The organism is Shewanella sp. 30m-14 (assembly GCF_052977125.1).
This window is the reverse complement of the sequence record NZ_JBRILW010000004.1, coordinates 211,449-232,041: the sequence shown is the minus strand read 5'-3', so window position 1 is coordinate 232,041 and position 20,593 is coordinate 211,449. Positions and strand designations below refer to the sequence as shown.

At 43.6% G+C, this 20,593-nt stretch carries 20 protein-coding genes; 9 read left to right on the top strand and 11 right to left on the bottom strand.

Going from position 1 to position 20,593, the window contains the following annotated elements; all coding sequences use genetic code 11:
• Entirely contained in the window at positions 1 to 273 is a 273-nt protein-coding gene (locus ACVBIU_RS05025) for a DUF1289 domain-containing protein (protein WP_447163222.1), read from the bottom strand.
• Between the two features lie 129 nt (positions 274 to 402).
• Here ACVBIU_RS05025 and ACVBIU_RS05020 point away from each other — a divergent pair, with 129 nt between their 5' ends.
• Complete coding sequence (locus ACVBIU_RS05020) at positions 403 to 957, top strand: DUF4136 domain-containing protein (protein WP_447163221.1); 555 nt, start codon at positions 403 to 405, stop codon at positions 955 to 957.
• 83 nt (positions 958 to 1,040) lie between these two features.
• Here the strand turns inward: ACVBIU_RS05020 and ACVBIU_RS05015 are convergent, their stop codons facing one another.
• The 3 genes from ACVBIU_RS05015 to ACVBIU_RS05005 form a co-directional block, all read right to left on the bottom strand.
• Positions 1,041 to 2,510: an AAA family ATPase gene (locus tag ACVBIU_RS05015; protein WP_447160269.1), complete on the bottom strand. Its 1,470-nt coding sequence runs from the start codon at positions 2,508 to 2,510 to the stop codon at positions 1,041 to 1,043.
• 121 nt (positions 2,511 to 2,631) lie between these two features.
• Entirely contained in the window at positions 2,632 to 3,768 is a 1,137-nt protein-coding gene (locus tag ACVBIU_RS05010; RefSeq protein ID WP_447160268.1) for an HlyD family secretion protein, read from the bottom strand.
• A gap of 1 nt (position 3,769) precedes the next feature.
• The gene (locus ACVBIU_RS05005; protein WP_447160267.1) at positions 3,770 to 4,204 is read right to left on the bottom strand and encodes a DUF3302 domain-containing protein; all 435 of its coding nucleotides are present in this window, start codon (positions 4,202 to 4,204) and stop codon (positions 3,770 to 3,772) included.
• A 311-nt stretch (positions 4,205 to 4,515) separates the two neighbouring features.
• Here ACVBIU_RS05005 and purT point away from each other — a divergent pair, with 311 nt between their 5' ends.
• Positions 4,516 to 5,691, top strand: coding sequence for a formate-dependent phosphoribosylglycinamide formyltransferase (purT, locus tag ACVBIU_RS05000; RefSeq protein ID WP_447163220.1), 1,176 nt, complete (start codon positions 4,516 to 4,518; stop codon positions 5,689 to 5,691).
• 231 nt (positions 5,692 to 5,922) lie between these two features.
• On the opposite strand, the gene ACVBIU_RS04995 is transcribed toward purT, so the two are convergent.
• The 5 genes from ACVBIU_RS04995 to ACVBIU_RS04975 form a co-directional block, all read right to left on the bottom strand.
• Positions 5,923 to 6,876, bottom strand: coding sequence for a D-2-hydroxyacid dehydrogenase (locus tag ACVBIU_RS04995; RefSeq protein WP_447160265.1), 954 nt, complete (start codon positions 6,874 to 6,876; stop codon positions 5,923 to 5,925).
• A 98-nt stretch (positions 6,877 to 6,974) separates the two neighbouring features.
• On the bottom strand, positions 6,975 to 7,586 hold the full coding sequence (locus tag ACVBIU_RS04990) for an outer membrane beta-barrel protein (protein ID WP_447160264.1): 612 nt from the start codon (positions 7,584 to 7,586) through the stop codon (positions 6,975 to 6,977).
• Positions 7,587 to 7,619: 33 nt separating this feature from the next.
• Positions 7,620 to 8,399, bottom strand: coding sequence for a co-chaperone DjlA (djlA, locus tag ACVBIU_RS04985; RefSeq protein ID WP_447160263.1), 780 nt, complete (start codon positions 8,397 to 8,399; stop codon positions 7,620 to 7,622).
• Entirely contained in the window at positions 8,399 to 9,067 is a 669-nt protein-coding gene (gene murU, locus ACVBIU_RS04980) for an N-acetylmuramate alpha-1-phosphate uridylyltransferase MurU (RefSeq protein WP_447163219.1), read from the bottom strand. The genes djlA and murU overlap by 1 nt, the downstream gene beginning before the upstream one ends.
• Before the next feature lie 25 nt (positions 9,068 to 9,092).
• Positions 9,093 to 10,094 carry an aminoglycoside phosphotransferase family protein gene (locus ACVBIU_RS04975; RefSeq protein ID WP_447163218.1) on the bottom strand — a complete coding sequence of 334 codons (1,002 nt, stop codon included), beginning with the start codon at positions 10,092 to 10,094 and terminating at the stop codon, positions 9,093 to 9,095.
• Between the two features lie 156 nt (positions 10,095 to 10,250).
• Here ACVBIU_RS04975 and lptD point away from each other — a divergent pair, with 156 nt between their 5' ends.
• The 7 genes from lptD to ACVBIU_RS04940 all read left to right on the top strand — a co-directional run bounded on the left by lptD (position 10,251) and on the right by ACVBIU_RS04940 (position 19,350).
• The gene (lptD, locus tag ACVBIU_RS04970) at positions 10,251 to 12,575 is read left to right on the top strand and encodes an LPS assembly protein LptD (RefSeq protein ID WP_447163217.1); all 2,325 of its coding nucleotides are present in this window, start codon (positions 10,251 to 10,253) and stop codon (positions 12,573 to 12,575) included.
• Positions 12,576 to 12,702: 127 nt separating this feature from the next.
• Entirely contained in the window at positions 12,703 to 14,007 is a 1,305-nt protein-coding gene (gene surA, locus ACVBIU_RS04965) for a peptidylprolyl isomerase SurA (protein ID WP_447160259.1), read from the top strand.
• Between the two features lie 5 nt (positions 14,008 to 14,012).
• Positions 14,013 to 14,996, top strand: coding sequence for a 4-hydroxythreonine-4-phosphate dehydrogenase PdxA (gene pdxA / locus ACVBIU_RS04960; protein WP_447160258.1), 984 nt, complete (start codon positions 14,013 to 14,015; stop codon positions 14,994 to 14,996).
• A 16-nt stretch (positions 14,997 to 15,012) separates the two neighbouring features.
• A complete protein-coding gene (rsmA, locus tag ACVBIU_RS04955; protein ID WP_447160257.1) occupies positions 15,013 to 15,816 on the top strand; it encodes a 16S rRNA (adenine(1518)-N(6)/adenine(1519)-N(6))-dimethyltransferase RsmA in 804 nt (267 codons plus the stop codon).
• 153 nt (positions 15,817 to 15,969) lie between these two features.
• Positions 15,970 to 16,350, top strand: coding sequence for a Co2+/Mg2+ efflux protein ApaG (gene apaG / locus ACVBIU_RS04950; protein ID WP_447160256.1), 381 nt, complete (start codon positions 15,970 to 15,972; stop codon positions 16,348 to 16,350).
• A gap of 44 nt (positions 16,351 to 16,394) precedes the next feature.
• Positions 16,395 to 17,228 carry a symmetrical bis(5'-nucleosyl)-tetraphosphatase gene (locus tag ACVBIU_RS04945; protein WP_447163216.1) on the top strand — a complete coding sequence of 278 codons (834 nt, stop codon included), beginning with the start codon at positions 16,395 to 16,397 and terminating at the stop codon, positions 17,226 to 17,228.
• Between the two features lie 100 nt (positions 17,229 to 17,328).
• Positions 17,329 to 19,350: a methyl-accepting chemotaxis protein gene (locus tag ACVBIU_RS04940; RefSeq protein WP_447163215.1), complete on the top strand. Its 2,022-nt coding sequence runs from the start codon at positions 17,329 to 17,331 to the stop codon at positions 19,348 to 19,350.
• Between the two features lie 231 nt (positions 19,351 to 19,581).
• On the opposite strand, the gene ACVBIU_RS04935 is transcribed toward ACVBIU_RS04940, so the two are convergent.
• Together ACVBIU_RS04935 and folA are read right to left on the bottom strand one after the other, a co-directional pair.
• Entirely contained in the window at positions 19,582 to 19,977 is a 396-nt protein-coding gene (locus ACVBIU_RS04935; protein ID WP_447160253.1) for a DUF3718 domain-containing protein, read from the bottom strand.
• Between the two features lie 101 nt (positions 19,978 to 20,078).
• Entirely contained in the window at positions 20,079 to 20,561 is a 483-nt protein-coding gene (gene folA, locus ACVBIU_RS04930) for a type 3 dihydrofolate reductase (RefSeq protein WP_447160252.1), read from the bottom strand.
• Positions 20,562 to 20,593: the final 32 nt, after the last annotated feature.

Here is a 20,593-nt window from a genome sequence, read left to right as displayed (position 1 = left end):
TTAAGAGCCATCAGAACCAAAGTCTAGAGTGGAATTCACTTTCGCCCTTTCATCAAGTAACTGCGCTTTTCTCGCTTTAAATAATGCAAGCTGACGCCTCCGTTTACGCTGCTGACATAAACGGATCACATCATATTTTTGCGCATCAGAAAACTCGAGCCAGTTAAAACGCTCATTTCTATTACGTAAGCACCCTTTGCAATAGCCTCTAGCATCACTCTGACATACGCCAATACAAGGGCTGGGGATCTCAAAAAACTCTAACTGCTCCATACCTTAAACATATACTATCTTGACAATGAAAGGCTAAAATAAATACAGTGAGATGACTAATACCAATCACTCTCCCCATGTTTGGCGAGATTAAAGTCGCCGAGAATTGAGCACTAAGAAGGTAACAATATGAAACAACAGCAACGAAGCCTCTTTGTCACACTACTCGCGTTACCGCTATTATTCTTATCGGCCTGTAGCTCTACGCCTAAGAATGATTATGACCTTGATTATAACTTTGCTAACTTAAAGAGCTTTTCACAGCTCCCCCCGCCAGCAAATAGCGACCCTCTGAGCGCTAACAGAATTAAACAAGCCATAAGCAGCTCACTGACCAGTCAAGGTTTTATCCCCAATGACCAGGCCGCTGATTTTTATGTGGGTTATGGTTTTAGAATTGATGACAAACCCAAAGACTCGGGCTTTTCAATCGGATTAGGTACGGGGACATGGGGCAGTTCTGGTGGCGCAAGTATCGGCACTAGCGTCGATGTCCCCGTTGGCAGTAATACCGCCAAAATACAAACCATACAGATTGATATTCTCGACCCTAAAACCAATCAATTAATCTGGCGCGGTACAGACAAGTTCACCTTTGATGAGGGCGGTGAAGCAAAAGCACAAGAAACTAATGCTACCGTTGCAAAAATCTTAGCGCAGTTCCCCCCTAAGCAACAAAAGTAGATTGATATACAATGAACCGCCCACAGCCCGTGTTCGGTTCATAACGAGTCACTGATAATAGGAGCACAACAAAAAGTCACTCGCTATTGGTGCGCATTGACCGTGCGTCCTTCAGCCCATTGCCTTAATGATTGCAGTTTTTCACGCATCACTACCGACAATGGGCGCGTTTTCATCAGCTCTTCTTGCAACAGAGCTTGATCAACATCTCGCTCCGATGCTTTAGCCGTATAGATAGCAGAAATAACCGCTTGCTCAATCTCCGCCCCTGAAAAACCTTGGCTAATCTTAGCCAGCTGACTTAAGTTAAAGTGAGTAGGCTCCAGCTGACGTCGCTTGATATGAATAAGAAAAATAGCTTTACGGATCTCTGCATCGGGCAGATCCACAAAGAATATCTCATCCATACGCCCCTTACGCATCAACTCGGGGGGTAAGGCGCTAATATCATTAGCCGTAGCGACTAAGAACACATCTGATTTTCGCTCTGACATCCAGGTTAGAATTGTGCCAAGAATTCGCTTTGAAGTGCCATCATCACTACTACCACTGCTTAAGCCCTTTTCTATTTCATCAATCCACAACACACAAGGTGCCATTAAATCCGCAAGTTCTAACGCCTTTCGCAAGTTCTTCTCTGTCTCACCAATGTACTTATTATAAAGTGCTGACATATCCATCTTAAGTAATGGCCTTTGCCACAAGCCCGCGACAGCCTTAGCAGCCAAGCTTTTACCACTGCCTTGCACGCCCAGTAGCAATATACCTTTGGGTTTATCCTCCAGTATCTGCGTCTTTAATGACGGCGTTCTATAGCTCAACCATTGTTTAAGGTTATGCAATCCTGCAACTTGCGAAAAGTCACTGGTATCATATTCAAATTGAAGTACACCTTGCATATCGAGCAATTCAAACTTGCCTCGGTTAATACTGTCGATATCGGAATGGGTGATTGCGCCATCATCGACAATCGCTTTGTGCGCGAGTCGCCTGGCATCATCAAAGGTCACGCCACGTAGGTTTTCTGCAAGCTTAGCGACCGCACTATCATCGACATTGAGCCTGATCCCTTCACTGCGCACCTTATCTATTTGCTCATAAATTAGATTCAATAACTGAGCGCTATTAGGAAGTGATAGCCTAAAATGAGCACAATAGTGTTTGATTTCGGGAGGGATAGTGAAGGCATGGCTGACCAGCACCAGCGTATGTTTAAGTGACTCATACTCCAGCGCGATCTCTTTTAGCAAACGTACGTTTCTAGGCGCATCGTCAACAAAAGGGTGAAAATCACATAAAACATATATCCCTTGCTGCGTTGTCGACTTGATCTGCCCAAGAATATCGCCAGGTTCACAGTTAAATTTTTGTCTTCCCATGCCGCTATCGACTCGCATCAAGCCTTGGGTAATGCTCCAGCTAAACAGGGGTTGATACAGAATATTCGAAACTTTTCTAAGTAACTCTATCACCCGGTGCTCTTCATAGGTTTCTATGATAACTATCGGTGTATTCGATCGCAGTACTGCGGTGAGATCTTGAATATCTTGCATGTCATCTATTGCCTACACAGATTTAAATAGAAAAGGGGCCTATAGCCCCTTTATAGCCACTGTGGTTCTGTAAGTACCAGTAGTTAGTACCTGCAAATTCCACAGTGTTAAGATATATAAATTAATGGAACAGGTAATTGAGCCAGCCTTGCATTCTCAACAATACTTTTCGCATAATCGATACATGGGCAAAATGGTCAGTATAAATAGCTGCATGCCCAGAAACACCAGCTGGAAACTCAGTTTTCGCCTCATGATCTTCAAGCTTAATCAGTACTAATGCGCGGCCACGACTCATCACTCGCTGAGATGATATCAGTGAACCCGATGACTGAATTTCACCTTCAGCCATAGCAGGCAAGACTTTAGCCACTTTACCTTTAAATACTTGGCCCGGCGCAGCATCTAGAATGATTTCAGCTTCATCACCCTCTTTTAATCTGAGCAATGAGTTTTGCCAAAACGCGCCGACAAACATACGATCTTCATTTGGAATAAAGCTAATTAACGGCCTTAACGGCATAGGAACAGCAATAATACCTGGGCGCAATGCCATCTGAGTCACCATGCCATCGGCAGGCGCTTTGACTACCGTCTGATCTAGGTCAAACTGTGCTTTTTCAAGTTCGCCCTGGATCCCTGCGACCTTGGTATTCACTCCATCAACGTTTGACTCATAGGCTAAACGTACTCTTAGCTCTTCAGCATTAGCAGCAGTTAATAGTGCTTCTGATGCAAAATAAAGCTGACGCCTATTATCGAGTTCGAGCTCTGTAAAGGGTGAGTTAGCACCGCCACGCTTACGGCCTTTCTCATAACGGTCGAACGCAGACTTGGTTCTATCTCTGTCAGCGGTTGCTCGCGTCACTGCAGCTTTTGTCGCTTCCCATGCCGCTTCTAATTGTGGTACTTCAAGCTCCGCCGCCACTAATGCCGCACGTTTTTGCTTTACAATAGCCTGAAAAGGAGTGGGATCGATTTTAAATAATACATCACCTTTCTTAATCGGCGTATTGGGCTCCACCTCGACAGATACAACCATGCCCCTAACCGCTGGGTTGATGGGCGTTGTTACAAAATACTCTTTAGCATAAGGTGTATACGGATGGTTATAGTTCATCAATAAGATCAAGGCACCAACAATAAATATGCCGCCTAATATCGCCGTTGGAACGGTCCACTTAGTTAATGGGATCTTAAATATTTTAAAAATGGCAATACAGATTGCGGTGTAAGTCAGTACAAGTAGTAAATCCATATTACACCTCTGCTCTGTCTGTTGAACTATCGTCGATTTGAGTATCAACTTTAGTACCGGACTGATGATTACCAGAGCCTCTTACTTGTTTAGGCTGTTGTTTTGATAATTCCATCTCAGTGATTCTTTGTTCTAATTTTCTCACAGTTTCAGTCAAGCCTTGCACTTCACTCTCTAACAGTTGTTCTTTCTCGACGACCTCTTGGAATCCCCAACCACGGTCTTCACGATAAAGGGTTGCCCAGATCCATAAGAATGGCCAAATAGCATGTAAGGTAAATAGGCTCACCCACCCCGCAATATGCAGTGCATCTTGCTGTGGATGATTGCGCTTTTTGGCTATCTCATAGGGGATATCATGAATGGCAATGACCCCATAGAAAATAAAAATCGCAACGAAAAAAATAATTCCTAACGCAAAATAATCTAAAAACACATCGCTCTCCTTGTGAAACCTTGAGTTACAACGATAGACACTAAAAACATCATAGCAACATTAAAGCAATATTAACCCTACAACTGCATTTTTTCGACTTAAATCTGCATATTAGCGATCCCATATTTAGCATAACAAAGTGATCTTTCGCACACTTGCCACTAAATCTAACCTAGAGAAATACACGTCACGTTACACTAATCACAAATAAAATGGGGCACTAGAATGCCTCAGTAAAGTGTTGCTAGCTTGAGTGCCATACAGGCTCTGTAACCAATAACTACTCCCTACAATCTCAAAAGGTAATCATAATGATAGGTACTGCATTATCAGCTAATGCTAAACGCGCCATGTTGCTAGGCTGCGGCGAACTCGGGAAAGAGGTCGCCATTGAACTTCAGCGCTATGGTATTGAAGTGATCGGCGTAGACCGCTACCCCAACGCCCCTGCAATGCAAATTGCTCACCGCTCTCACGTTATTAATATGCTTGATAGTGTGGCATTAAAGGCGGTTATTGAACTTGAAAAGCCTGATTTGGTGATCCCTGAGCTAGAAGCGATTGCAACTCAAACCTTGGTAGAAATGGAAGCTAAAGGTGTCAACATCGTGCCAACAGCTAAAGCCACTCAACTAACGATGGACCGAGAAGGCATACGTCGCTTAGCAGCCGAAACCCTATCAATCCCAACATCACCTTTCTTTTTCTGCGATACCGAGCAAGAGTTTACCGATGCTGTCGCCACTATCGGGCTCCCTTGCGTCATCAAACCAGTGATGAGCTCCTCAGGTAAAGGCCAAAGCGTTATACGCACCCAAGATCAAATTGAGTCGGCTTGGCAATATGCACAAGAAGGTGGCCGTGCGGGCAAAGGACGGGTCATTGTTGAGGGGTTCATTGCCTTTGACTATGAGATCACCTTGTTGACCATCAGCGCGGTGAACGGCGTGCATTTCTGTGATGCTATTGGCCATCGTCAGGAAGATGGGGATTACCGTGAGTCTTGGCAGCCGCAAGCGATGTCAAATATCGTATTAGCTAAATCACAAGCCATAGGTAAAAAGGTAGTTGAAGCCTTAGGTGGTTATGGCCTATTTGGTGTTGAGTTATTTATCAAGGGCGATGAAGTTTACTTTTCTGAAGTGTCCCCTCGACCACACGATACCGGTATGGTGACCCTTATTAGCCAAGACTTATCGGAGTTTGCTCTGCATGTTCGTGCTATCTTAGGTTTGCCAATTAGTAACATCACTCAGCACGGTCCAAGTGCATCGGCGGTGATCCTTGCCCAAGGCAGCTCAAACAACATCCAGTTCTCAGGTTTAGCTGATGCATTAGTTGAGCCCGATACACAGGTTCGATTATTTGCCAAACCTGAGATTGACGGTAAGAGACGTTTAGGTGTGGCATTAGCCAGAGATACTGATATCGATAAAGCCGTTGCAAAGGCGCTAACTGCGGCAAGTAAGGTTAAGGTTACTTTTTAACTCTACATTAGAGTGACTGATAGATAATTTCAAAATTAAAAAGCCTCAGCCTTGATTAAAAGGTTGAGGCTTTTTTAAAGTGTTTATTATTCTCTTAGTGCCTGCATAATGCGCTAACGTTTAATACATTAGCTTTTAATGCACTAGCCATTAATGTATTAGACTTTGACGCACCAAACTTTGATGCACCAGACTTTAATGCGTCAGCCTTTAATCGCCAACTCCTATGTGCTAGTTAACCCGATTGTTCGCATTATCTGTTCTAAAGCTCACTAAATTTTCAATCGCAATATTAAGCAAATTCTGCCGTGCCTCTCGCGTTGCCCAGGCGTTATGGGGAGAGATGCTGATATTGTTAGCGCTAAGAAGCGGATTATCAGCCTTAGGAGGTTCAGTTGACAATACATCAACGCCTGCAAATGCCAGTTGCCCTTGATTTAACGCTGCCGCTAATGCCGCTTCGTCAACAAGCCCTCCACGAGCGGTATTAATTAATATGCTGTTAGATTTCATGGTACTTAATACATCTGCATTAATCAGCTTATCTGTCTTTACGGTAAGCGGGCAGTGCAAAGAAACAATATCTGCCTGCTTAAATAACTCCGCTTGTTCTACCCAACTACAGTTTTCAGGTAGTGGAACTTGCGAGTTTCGAGTATTGACTATGACCTTCATGCCAAAAGCCAGTGCAATCTGAGCCACAGTTTGCCCGATATCACCAAAACCAACTAACCCTATTGTTTTATCTTTAAGTGATTGTAGTGGCGTAAGAGTAAAACAAAAATCTGCCGACTCAGCCCACATACCACGCTTTACTGCATCGGAGTGCAGACTCACTTGCTGAGTGGCATGAAGAATATGAGCAAATACCATTTGAGCAACCGCATCTGGGCCATATCCAGGCACGTTTGTGACCACAATGCCGAGCGTTTTGGCCGCTGCGAGGTCGACCACATTAGTGCCGGTTGCGAGAATGCCGATATATTTAAGCTTTGTTAACTGCTTAAGTATCGTTTCATCAAGCACGGTTTTATTGGTCAGGATAAACTCAGCATCAAGGCTACGCGCTATCACGTCATTCGGTGCGCTGCGATCATAACAAGTGAGCTCGCCGAACTGCGCTAGAGCTTGCCAGCTTAGATCTCCAGGATTGAGTGTGTATCCGTCCAATACTACTATTTTCATCTAACACAGCCCTTGTTTATAAAATGATCGTCAGTCTCGTGGCTCTTGAAAGAAAGACTGCAAGCCGCACACTTGAGCTAAGAACTAAGAACTTAAAGCTAGAACTTAAAACTGGCACCCAGATTGGCTTGCCCTTGCCACATAATATCTGACTGAATATTCCATATACAGCCGTCATTACCACAGAACAAAGCGTTATCAGCATTGATAAACGTCGCGTAGCCCTTTACTTCAGCAAACAATGAAAAGGCTTCACTGACCTGGTATTCAATACCACCACCAAGAGCCACTGAAAAACGCGTTTCATTAGAGTAAGCGCCGCTTGGTCGCATATGGGTAAAGCCAAGGCTAGTGGTGACATAAGGTTTAACGCTTTGCATAGGGAAATATAAACTGCCACCAAAATGAAAGTAATCCACATCCATAGAGGTAATCACATTAGGGCTAAAGTTATCACCTGTTTTTAAATCGGTTGATTGGTGGCTATAAAGAAGATAGACGTTACCAGGGTCTTTTGTGGTAAAGCCCAGCATGACACCATAGTTTTGCGCCTCAGCTATTTTAACCTTTCCCGCTTCGTCGGTTTCTGTGCTAGCAATATCAAACTCACTAGCACCAAAGCTATAGCCACCAAAAGGGGCCACATATACTTCAGACACTGCAGGAAATGCACACAAAAAAACCAGTAATATTGCTAAGCTTCTTTTCATCATATATCCCTATTATTTTCTGATTATTAGTATTTAGCGCATGCCTCTATCAGCCTTAACTCTATCATAAGCAGCTTGAATATCTTGGGCTTTTGTTTTAGCAAGCTCCATCATCTCAGCAGGTAACCCCTTAGCGACTAGCTTATCGGGGTGATGCTCATTCATCAACTTTCTATAAGCTCTTTTGATCTCTTGATCAGACATCGACTCTGTCACCCCCAGCACACTGTAAGCATCTTCAATCGATGTTTGATGTCCAGCCCCACCACTACGATGAAAATTAAACTCTGCCTGCCAACGTGCTAATAAGTCATTGAGTTGCTGTTGGCTAAATCCGAGCTCTTTGGCAACCACGGACAGAATTGATAACTCTTTTTGATCTAACTGAGCATCGGCAAGCGCTGTCTGAATTTGGATCTCCAAAAACATCTGTAGCACTTCTTTACGACCCATAGAGATGAGTCTAAAGGTTTTTAGGCAAGCATTAAGATCAAAGTCAGGCTCCCTGCCTTCACGAAATGCCGCCTGTGCATCGGCTCTGGCTTGGCCACTTAAGTTAAGCTGATCCATTAACGAGCTCGCCATGCGAATATCGTTTTCAGTCACTTGTCCCGACGCTTTTGCTACATGCCCCATCACCGAAAAGGTGGTATTAAAAAACAGTGCCTGACGTTTTCCGCCGCCCGCGAGCCCCGCTTTTTGGCTCTGCCTGCGGTCATACATATGCCCTAGCCAAAGCCCAAAGATGGCGCCACCAAGACGACCCGCCATATAACCAATAATAAAACCGAAAACCTTACCCCAAATACGCATTATCTAACCTTTTTTGTTTCACGTTCTGTTATTTGTGCGAGTCGCTCAATCGTACCAACATCACACCAATACATATTAAAATGCTCACCACTAACCTGACTATGACTCATGGCTTTACGGAGCAAAGGAGCCAGTGCAAACGCACCTTCTGGTGTCTCTTTAAATAAAGCCGGATGGTAAATGCCCATACCAGAGAAAGTCAGTTTTTCTGCGCCACGATCACTCACCTTGCCACCTTGCAAAGCAAAGTCTCCTTGGGGGTGTTGCGATGGATTATCCACTAACCATAGATGCGCCAGCACTCCGGTATCGAGCGCCTTGATTCTCGGTAACTCATCAATAAAAATATCACCGTTTATCACTAAAAATGGCTCGTCACCTAACAGGCCTAACGCTTGTTTGATGCCTCCACCCGTCTCCAGTGCCGAGGTTTCTTCGCTATAACGAATCTTAACTTGCCACTGACTACCATCACCTAACGTCTCGACTAACTTATGGCCAAGCCAAGCATGATTAATGATGATTTCTGAAATCCCAGCCGCAGCGAGCTTTTCGATGTGATAAACAATTAGCGGCTTGCCCGCCACCTCAACAAGAGGCTTAGGCACTGAATCTGTTAAGGGGCGCAGTCGTTCTCCACGCCCCGCCGCAAGGATCATTGCTTTCATTGATCAGCCTTTTTGATATGAATCATTATTTATGAGCATTGAATGTTGGGATGATGACTTCACCAATCCATTGAGCAAATGGTTGCAGCTCGATATAACGACCTGCAATATCGCGAATATACTCAAGAGTCAGTGGAATATCGGCCATATAAGCCGGTTTATTATCGCGATAATTAAGCCTTGCGAAAATGCCCGCAGCTTTAATGTGTCTTTGAATCCCCATCAAATCAAACCAGCGTCGATACAGCTCAAATGTGACTGCCACATCAATCAGCCCAGCGCTAACACACTGGCTGTAATGTTGATGCATTAAGGCTTCCACATCGCTATCTGGCCAACGAATGTAGCAGTCTCGCAATAGTGAAACCGCATCATAGGTTACAGGTCCAAGCACTGCATCCTGAAAGTCGATAACCTTTAACTTGCCATCTTGCAGCATAATATTACGGCTATGGTAATCACGGTGCATGCCAACTTGTGGCTGAGCCAGTGCATTATCTACTAGCAGTTTAAATGCACTACTGGTGTGCGCTTTAACGTCATCAGTATCCAGCCCAAGATGATGCACGGCTAACCATTCAATAAAAATATCCAGTTCTCGTACCACAAAATCGGCATCATATTGAGGCAATGAAGCTGTTTGCGTCTCTGTCACATTGGCAATATCGTTAAGTAACACTAATGCTTGAGAATAATATTGCTGTAAGTTATCGCTTTTTAACACCGATAATAATTGCACGTCACCAAGGTCGCTAAGCAGCATAATGCCCTGTTCTTTATCGCTAGCGATCACCTTAGGCACAGCAATACCTTGACGCGCATAACTGTCCGCTAATTGAATAAACGGGGTGATATCGATAAGCTTAGGAGGGGAATCGACTACAATATAAGACAAGTTGTCGACAACAACTCTGAAGTAACGCCTAAAACTTGCGTCGCCTGAAATCAGCTGTGGCGAAACTTTTACATTAAAATACTGGTTTAGCCATGCATTTAACTGAAGAAATCTAGGATCTGACAAGGGCACCTCATGGCTCTTAAGAAGAAATTGCTTTATTATAACGACAAAATGGAATCAGCTAAGCAATTGAAAAGAATTATTTTGGCTGAGTTGCCCAAGAAAGGGTCAACTTTTCTCCTCTTTCACCGTCCAGACTAAGAAATCATAATTAATTGACCTAAGATGCAGATCCGTTATTTTCTGGCCTTGAGCCTGCTTCCCCAATTAGTCTTAGCAGACGAACCCGAAACTGTGACAGCCCCTGCGTCGCAGTGCGTAGTTGAACCTCCGGTAAAGCCGTACGTTCCGCTTTACGACATCAATAATCCAGCCGACTTAGCGCGGATCTATATTAGTTCTGATAGTTCTTCAGCCCAAATGGGTAAAGAAGCAACTTTTATTGGCGATGTAAGCTTCAGCCAGGGCGGTCGCAACATTGCAGCCGATGAAGCAATTTTAAATCAACAAACTGAAGAACTTCATGCCAATGGCAACTTAGTGTTTCAAGACGCTATGTTTACCGTTACAGCTGACTCTTTAGTTGCCAAAATGCGCAGTAACAGTGCGATCTTAAGTGGCGCTCAATATTGGTTACACGGTCAACAAATCCATGGTGATGCCGAAAGACTGGAGATCACTAAAGATAATAATCTATTGTTGTCTGGCACAAACTTCAGCACTTGTCCTGATAAAGATCCAGCTTGGCTATTAGAAGCTGACCGAATCAAGATTGATAGCTCCGAAGAGTGGGGAGAGATTTGGGACGCTAAAATTAAGATTGCTGGCGTACCTGTAATGTATGTGCCTTATATGACCATTCCGGTATCAGATAAGCGTAAATCTGGCTTTTTATTCCCAACATTTAGCACTAGTACCACCAACGGTGTTGAAGTTGCGACGCCATATTACTGGAATATTGCACCAGAATACGATTTAACCTTTACGCCAAACTATATGTCGGCTCGTGGACTATTCACCAAGACAGAGTTTAGATACCTAGCTGGCGAGAAGCAGAATGGTCAGTTAAATTTTGAATATCTAGCCAACGATAACAAGCTAGAAAATAGTCCAGATAGATACCTGTATCACTGGGAGCATACTGGCGCATTTAATCAAAACTGGCGCGTTCATGCAAACTACACTGATGTGTCAGATAACAACTATTTCAATGACTTGAATTCAGATGTTCAACGCGCGACAGATAATCAATTAAACCGAATTGGTGAAATATCTTACTTTGAGCAGAACTGGGATTTAAGTGCACGAGTACAAGATATTAAAGTACTTGGTGAAGAGGAAAAGCCTTACCAAGTGATGCCGCAGTTTACGTTTAACTACCGTGCGCCAAGCTATTGGCACGGCTTAGACTTTAACCTATATAGTCAAGCGACTAACTTTGAACATCAAGATAGTGAATACTCGGCTGCCACTCGTGTGCATATAGAGCCAAGTATCTCCTATCCCATTCATGGTCCAGCAGGCTCGCTGACCAGTGAAGTCAAATTGCTGCAAACTAACTATTGGCAAGATGATAAGGGCAACCTCTCTGATTCAGAGCTTCGCGATCGCGTCAACCGAACGCTGCCAGAGGTACGCATTCATGGTCAAATTAACTTTGAGCGCTTTACTGATTACTTCGACACCAACTACCGCCAAACATTAGAGCCACAGTTCCAATATCTTTATGTCGGTTACCAGGACCAATCTGATATTGGTATTTACGATACTGCGCCGTTACAAGAAGATTACAACGGTCTGTTTAGAGATCGACGTTTCTCAGGCCTAGATCGCATAGCCGATGCAAATCAGTTCACGCTCGGTTTAACCACTAAGCTATTTAACGAACAAAACCGCGAAGTATTTAAATTCAGCTTGGGGCAAATTATTTACCTCGAAGACAGTCGTGTTGGTATTAACGATGTCATGGGGAGTAACGATACTTTCACCCAAGAGAACACCTCGAACTCTGCAATTGCAGCCGAATTAAGTACTCAACTCTACGCAGATTGGTTTTTAAGTGGCTCGATTCAGTATGATGCTAAAGAGAGTGAAAATAAGAAGAGCGAAGTCACCGTTGACTATCGTCCGGGTACTAATAAGCTACTGCAAGCTAGCTACCGCTACGTACCGGATCTACTGAACACCAATACCAATGAGTCTGTCGATATTAAGCAGCTTGGTTTCCGGGGAGCCTGGCCGATTAACGACAGCCTCTACTTAGTGGGTAACTGGTATTACGATCTCAATGAAAGCCGAGCAGTTGAAACCTATACAGGTTTTCAATATGAATCATGTTGCTGGGCAGTCCGTTTGAGTTATCATTACCGCATCAAGACCAATTATATTGACGAAGATAATCCGGTACAGGATACTCGAGAACTATTTGAAAGCGGGATCTACCTAAACTTTATCCTCAAAGGACTCGGTGGTTCAGGCCCATTAGGGGTATCAGATATGTTAGATGACGGCCTATTTAATTATCGTAAACCGCTTTATTTGAAGAATTAGCAGATAAATAACGTAAATAAATGCTGAACCTAGCTGACGACATGCAGTCAAAGCAGAACTAAAGAATCATTAACCCGGTGAGTAATCACCGTAAATGACACTCAATAAATGCCAAGGATTTTAGTGGATGAAACGCTGTAACCAATTGATTTTTGCCCTTATAACATTGGCAATGAGCCAGACAATTCACGCTGCGCCAGAACCTCTAGACCGTGTAACAGTGCAAATAAATGAAGGGATCATTTTAGAAAGTGAAGTGACCGGAATGGTAAAGACCATCCAGGCAAATGCTGCTAATGCAGGTCAGAAGCTGCCGTCAGACACTGCACTGCGGACTCAGGTTATTGAACGTTTAATCCTAACTCGTCTGCAGTTACAGATGGCCGATAGAATTGGTCTACACATTGGTGACTTACAGTTAGACCAGACTATCGAAAATATTGCTAAAGAGCAGAAGATGACGGTTGCGCAAATGAAAGCGCAAATTGAAAGTGAAGGTACAACTTTTGCTCAATACCGCGAGCAACTACGTGAAGAGATCACCTTAGGTGAAATTCAACGTATTCAAGTTCAACGTCGCATTCAAGTCTCTACGCAAGAAATCAATAACCTTGTAAAGCTAATCAATGAGCAAGGTCTGAAAGAAGTTGAGTTTCAAATTGGTCATATCCTTATTGATGTACCAAGCGACGCTAACAGTCAGCAGCTAGAAGCTGCAAGTAAGCGCGCCGCAGTCGTGATGAAACGATTACAAGATGGTGATGACTTTAGAAGTATCGCAATTGCAGCCTCTTCAGGCCCTAAAGCACTAGAAGGTGGTATTTGGGACTACATGAACATCAACGAGATGCCAACCTTATTTGCAGAAGTGGTCACTGATGCGAAGACTGGTGATATCATAGGTCCAATTAAGAGTGCATCGGGCTTCCATATCATCAAGGTGATGGATGCTCGCGGTCTAGAAACCAAAGAAGTTAAAGAAGTTAAGTCTCGCCACATTCTACTTAAGCCGTCTCCAATTCTTTCGGAAGAACGCGCTAAGAGCATGATGGACAGATTCCTAGCTCAAGTTAAATCAGGTGAAGCTAAGTTTGAAGATTTAGCACGTCAGTATTCAGAAGATCCAGGTTCTGCTGCTAAAGGTGGTGAACTGGGTTGGGCCGATCCGAACATCTATGTTCCAGCATTTGCCAAAGAGTTAAATAGCCTTGAAATTGGTGGCTATAGCGAACCATTCCGTTCGACTCACGGCTGGCATATTGTTCAACTAGAAGAAAGACGTACAACAGATGCAACCGATAAATTTAATACGAACCGAGCTCACCAGCTGATCTATCGTCGTAAATTTAATGAAGAGTTACAAAACTGGCTAGATGAAATGCGCGCTGAAGCATTTATCGATATTTTCGAGCCAGAAACGAATCGAGGTTAATACTATTGTCAACTAAACGAATTGCCATCACGCCGGGTGAACCGGCGGGTGTAGGTCCCGATTTAGTGATACAACTAGCTCAGCAGGCTTGGCCTGCTGAGCTAGTTGTTTGTGCTGATCCCGAACTACTAAAGTCTCGCGCTAAGAAGCTTGGGCTGTCGATTACGCTACGCCCATACCAACCGAACCAGCCGCCTAAAGCACAGGAAGCTGGAACATTGACTATTGTGCCATTTACCCTTGAAGCCGACGCGGTGTGCGGGAAACTAAATGAAAACAATAGTGCCTATGTTGTTGAAACACTGAGATTTGCTGGTGAAAAGAACATGGTTGGTGAATTTGATGCTGTTGTAACTGGCCCAGTCCATAAAGGCATCATTAACCAGGCCGGCATTCCGTTTAGTGGTCATACTGAGTTTTTCGCAAACCAAGCAAATTGCCAGGATGTGGTGATGATGCTTGCAGCCCCAGGTTTGCAGGTTGCACTGGTAACAACTCATATACCATTGGCTTATGTGTCTAAAGCCATTACCCGTGATCGCTTGCATCAGATTGTCAAAATTTTACATACCGATTTAGTCGAGAAGTTTGCAATTGAGTCGCCGCGGATCTATGTCTGCGGTTTAAATCCTCATGCAGGTGAAGACGGCCATTTAGGCAGAGAAGAGATCGATATCATCATCCCTGCCCTTAATGAATTAAGAGAACTCGACATGGATATCGTTGGCCCATTACCAGCAGATACCCTGTTTCAACCTAAATACTTAGAAGATGCTGACGTTGTACTCGCTATGTACCACGATCAAGGGCTTCCAGTACTAAAATCTAGAGGATTTGGCAGTTCAGTCAATATCACTCTAGGATTACCCTATATAAGAACGTCGGTCGACCATGGTACGGCCCTAGAGCTTGCAGGCACGGGTACTGCTGATATTGGCAGTTTTGTCTGCGCATTAAATAAAGCCATTGATTTGGCTGCAAAGAATTAGTGATAAAAGTTACCTCATGAGCAATAAAGTACATTTAGGCCACACGGCCAGAAAACGTTTTGGACAAAACTTCTTAACTGACGAGAATGTGATTAATCGCATTGTTGGTGCTATTTCACCTGATAATGATCATGTGATGGTAGAAATTGGTCCCGGTTTAGCGGCATTAACTGAGCCTGTTGCAAGCGGTATCGACAAGCTTATTGTTGTCGAACTCGATAAAGACTTGGTTGAGCGTTTACAAACGCACCCGGTCCTTAAAGATAAGCTTGAAATTCACCAAGGTGATGCACTTAAGTTTGATTTCAATCAACTCGTGCGTGAAGACAAGCAGATGAAAGTGTTTGGTAACTTACCATATAACATTTCAACTCCGCTTATGTTCCATCTGTTTGAGTTTGCTCAGCATATTGAGAACATGCACTTTATGCTGCAAAAAGAGGTCGTATTAAGACTCTCTGCAAGCCCGGGTACTAAAGCTTATGGCCGCCTTACCGTAATGGCTCAATACCATTGCCAAGTCATGCCTGTGCTTGAAGTCCCACCAGGATGCTTTACACCACCACCTAAAGTGGACTCAGCTGTTGTGCGTTTAGTGCCATACAAAACTAAACCTTGGCCATGTAAAGATGTCGACCTGCTTAGAAACTTAACCACGACAGCATTTAACATGCGCCGTAAGACGCTTAGAAATAACCTTAAGCAGCTATTATCTGATGAAGACTTCGCCGCGTTAGGTATTGATGCAACGTTGAGGCCTGAACAGATCCGTGTTGACCAATACGTCGCTATGGCTAACCACGTTTTCGATAGGAAGTAGATTTATTCTCTGAATAATATACTGACCAACAAAAGGGCAATAACTGCCCTTTTTTTATACCTGCTCATAAATAATTACCTGTTAATTCAGATACTCTCCATTTAATATGGAAGCTCGTTAAAAATCAGATAACTCCATCTTTTAGAGGTCTATATGAGTCAATTAACAACGCCTGTTAGCGTCGACGTAAAAACAGAGTATATTGAAAATCAATCCTCCCCTGATGAAGAGAAATATCTATTTAGCTACACTATTACCATCAGTAATCTCGGTGATGATGACGTCACACTAAAAAGTCGCCATTGGTGTATTACAGACTCCAATGGGCAAAAAAGTGAAGTTCACGGTGCGGGCGTGGTAGGCCAAACTCCGACAATCAAGCCCAATAGCTCATATGAATATACCAGCGGCACCGTATTAGAAACCCCATTGGGTGTGATGGAAGGCAGTTATACCATGGTCGACAGCAGTGGCAATGAATTTACAGCCCCCATATCCGCCTTTCGTTTAGCCGTCCCAGGTTTACTTCATTAATCACAAAACATAATTAACAAAACATAAATAATGCATAGGTAAAAATGGCGAACTATTTTGTAGGTGATATCCAAGGCTGCTTTGACGAGTTAACGTTGCTACTCGAAAAGGTAGCCTTTAATCCATCAAAGGACTGCTTATGGACCGTAGGTGATCTCGTTGCTAGGGGGCCAGGTTCCCTTGAGACACTGCGTTTTTTTAAGTCCTTGTCTGGTTCAGCTAAAATTGTCCTCGGTAATCATGATCTTCATCTGCTGGCTATTCACGGAAAGTTAAAACGTGCTAACCCAAAAGATCATTTAACCCCTCTACTAGCAGCAGATGATATCGCTAATATTATCGACTGGTTGAGACTGCAGCCACTCTATCAAGACTGGCCTGAAAAGAACCTTATTATGACCCATGCGGGTGTGCCGCCTAACTGGGATCTGCACACCTTACGCACTCAAGCAGATCGAGTCAGCCTAACATTGCAATCTCCCAACTATCTAAATGATTTGATTAGTGAGATGTATACCAATTCAGTCGATGAGTTTAATTCAAATTTAACAGCGCTTGAACAACAGATCTATTGCATTAATGCACTCACCCGTATGCGTTACTTAAAAGCCGATGGCCGCTTAGATTTTGACTGTAAGTCACCACTACAAGATTGTAATCATGACTCCTTAGTCCCTTGGTTTAACCAACCTAGTCAGCTACCCACCGACTACACTGTGATTTTTGGCCACTGGGCTGCCATTATGGGGCAAACTCACCTCGCTAATAGGCAGGCACTAGATACTGGCTGTTGCTGGGGGGAGCACATGACACTTTGGCATATGGAGTCAAACCAGAAAATTACTCAAAACAAAATAAAAGCCGTTAAAAGAAGTTAAAAAAGAGTTAAACTATTGCAACATTTGGCCGATACAGTATACGAAATAGATGTCGGCCAGATGCTGAGACTTAGATAAAAATAATAATAATGGAGCTCATATGAAGTTAAATGTAGCCACTAGAGTGATAGGTGGGTTTACGGTAGTCACTTTACTGCTAATTGTACTTGGCGCAGCTTCTTGGTTTACTAACAACCAGTTAAAGACCAGTACTCAAGTCTTACAGGAGTTAAGTCTTCCTGCATTAAAAACCAGCAATCAGCTTTCTCAGACTCTTTCTCAACAAGAAAAACAAGTTTTGATGGCCTACCATAGCCAAAGTGCAGCGATGATCCCTACAATCAACGCTCAATTTACTACTGCCAGCCAGACCTTTGAGCGTGAGCTTAAAAAACTAACCGGCCTAGTCAGTAGCAATTCAGAATTAAATTCTGTTATTCGAAATCTTGATAATCAATACGCTAAATTCAATAGCATTAGTCATGAAATGATTACGACTCATGAAACTGCTTTAGTCACTACAAATAAAATTATCAGTAAATACGATGATATTGAGATAGCCGTCGATGATAGCGCCTCTTTATTACTCGACTTAATTGACCTAGATATGAGTGAAGATGTTGTTGAGCAAGAGATAGCAGCCACAGCAAGTTCGCTCGAACTCAGTTTTAGCAGCATCGCCAGCACCAGTTTTGACTTGATGGGCAGCACTGAAAAAGCAAAATTCGACATCATTTCAAAAGAACTCGATTATATTGTTAGCGATACAAAGAGCAAAGTTGATTATGTTACTAACCACTGGGACGGCGTTGTCGATGCCGAACTTATTGACGAGCTTAATGCTGAAGCCAGTAACGTATTTAGCATGGTTAGAGGCAATAACTCCCTCACAGCGTTAAAGCAAAAAGAACTTGAGCTTAATCGTAATACAAGCCGTTTGCTTGCTGATGTTGAACAAGCAGCAGCTAACGTCAACAAGCAGATGAAAACCTTAACGGCTAACATCGAGACCATCTCTGCCGAGATCAGTCACGATGTCATTGCTAATATCGATAGCGCGAGTATGCGCACCGTTTTATTGATGCTAGTCGCTATTATCGTTGCAGTCGTTGTTAGTATCGCAGTCGTTCGCCCACTGACTCGCTCATTAGAGAAAGTCAATCATGCTCTAAATGTACTAGCATCAGGTGATTTAACCCACAAACTTGATGAATCAGGCCATGATGAATTCGCAAAACTGTCAGCCAACTGCAATAAACTCGTCGATAGCCTAAGAGAGCTGATCCAAGGCATTTTAGAGCGCTCAGATCAGCTTGCCGCTGCAGCAGAAGAGACTTCAGCAATTACTGCCCAAACCACTGTTGGCATTCAAGAACAGAAGAGCCAAGTTGATCAAGTTGCAACAGCAACGACTCAGCTAAGCTCAAGTGCTCAGCAGGTGACGGCCAGTGCTGATGAGGCGCTAAGCCAAATCAAAGCCGCCGATGATGAAAGCCAACATATGCGCCTGATTGCTGATGAAAATAAGCGTACCATTCTAGCGCTAGCCGATGAAGTGTCTAAAGCCAGCGTCGTCATCAACAAGGTGCATGCAGATAGTGCCTCTATTGGATCTATTCTCGATGTTATTCGAGGCATTGCAGAGCAAACAAACTTACTCGCGCTAAACGCTGCAATTGAAGCCGCTCGAGCCGGAGAGCAAGGTCGAGGCTTTGCCGTTGTTGCCGATGAGGTGCGTAGCCTTGCATCAAGAACTCAGGATTCTACCCAAGAGATCCAACAGATGATTGAGGTCCTGCAACAAGGAACCCAAGAAGCGGTAGCCGTAATGGATTTGGGGCGCACACAGGCTAACTCTTGCGTTGATAAGACTGAACAGGCTAATAATGCACTTGAAAGTATTAGCGATGCTGTACATCGCGCTCACGACTCAGGAACACATATTGCTCATGCTGCGCAAGAGCAAAACTTAGTGAGTCAGCAAGTATCCGAGAAACTAGAGCATATTGCGGCGATTTCAGAGGAAACGTCGACTGGAGCCGACCAAACAGCCCAGTCAAGCCATCAAGTGGCCCAACTCGCAGAAGAACTGCAGGCTTCTGTTAAAGAGTTCAGAGTCTAATTTATACCCATTGCATTAAGTATCTGTTCATTCAGTGGGAAGCGCTATATTTGCAGCGCAATATTGACCGAGCTTAAGCAACAGATATAAATAAGCTCAATCAAGCTTAAAAATAAAAAGAGGCGCTAAGTTTAGCGCCTCTTTTTTGTTTTCTACCTGGTAAGTTCACTCGCTACAGACAAAAAAATACTGGGATAAGCCCAGTATTTTTTATTACATTGATTTCACGGTTTAACCACCTGCGATACGCTCTTTAATCGCTGCGGTTATCTCACTGCCACTGTGACCGTTACTTTCTGCCCAAGCAACAATTGTACTTCCATCACTTTCAGCAGAGCCTAAGTCAGCTGCAGGTAAGCGCTTTGCCACAAAGGTACCCACTTTATTTGAACCACTTTTCAGCGCTACTCTTAGCAGGCTATCACCATTACAAGATACGCCACTATAAATGTTGCGAAGCTTAACACGACTCTCTTTAAGCTTTTTACGTAGGCGATTTTTATCATCAGCCTGAACATAATTACAGATATTCGCGGTCAACTGGTCTTGGTTAGCAAGTGCAGTTGAAGGTACAGAAATTAAAGATGCAGCAATCAGTGTAGCGAGGCTCAGAGGCAACAAGCGCATCGGACACTCCTTATTTTTAGTTTTTATTTATTATTAGTAAAGTAGCGCTAACTAGTAGGCTTTCTTTATCGTTATACAGGGTACTAAACAACCCCTTAAATTTAACATTTTTTTACCAACTTGATAAAGCTATATTCAAGCTGTTTATCATTTTTCGCTACATCTCGAGAGACTTCTTGCCAGCTACCATCATTCCACTCAGGAAAGAAGGTATCACCCTCGACAGTTAATGCAATTTCAGTGAGATACAAGATATCTGCTTGAGCCAGTAACATTTCATATAGCTGGCCTCCCCCTATCACAACAAGCTCCGCACAGTCTCCTGCGGCAAGTTTAGCCTGCTCAAAACTCGTGACGGTTGTCACCCCTTCAATAACGAGATCTGCTTGACGGCTAATGACAATATTATGTCGTCCGGGCAATGGGCGCCCTATCGACTCATACGTCTTTCGCCCCATGACGACAGGCTTGCCCAAGGTCATGGCCTTAAAGTGGCGTAAATCTTCAGGAAGGTGCCATGGCATTTGGTTATCTTTACCAATGACGCGATTATTTGCCATTGCGGCAATCATAGCTATTTTCATGAAACTTCCTTTTATTTTTATATTGTCAGATA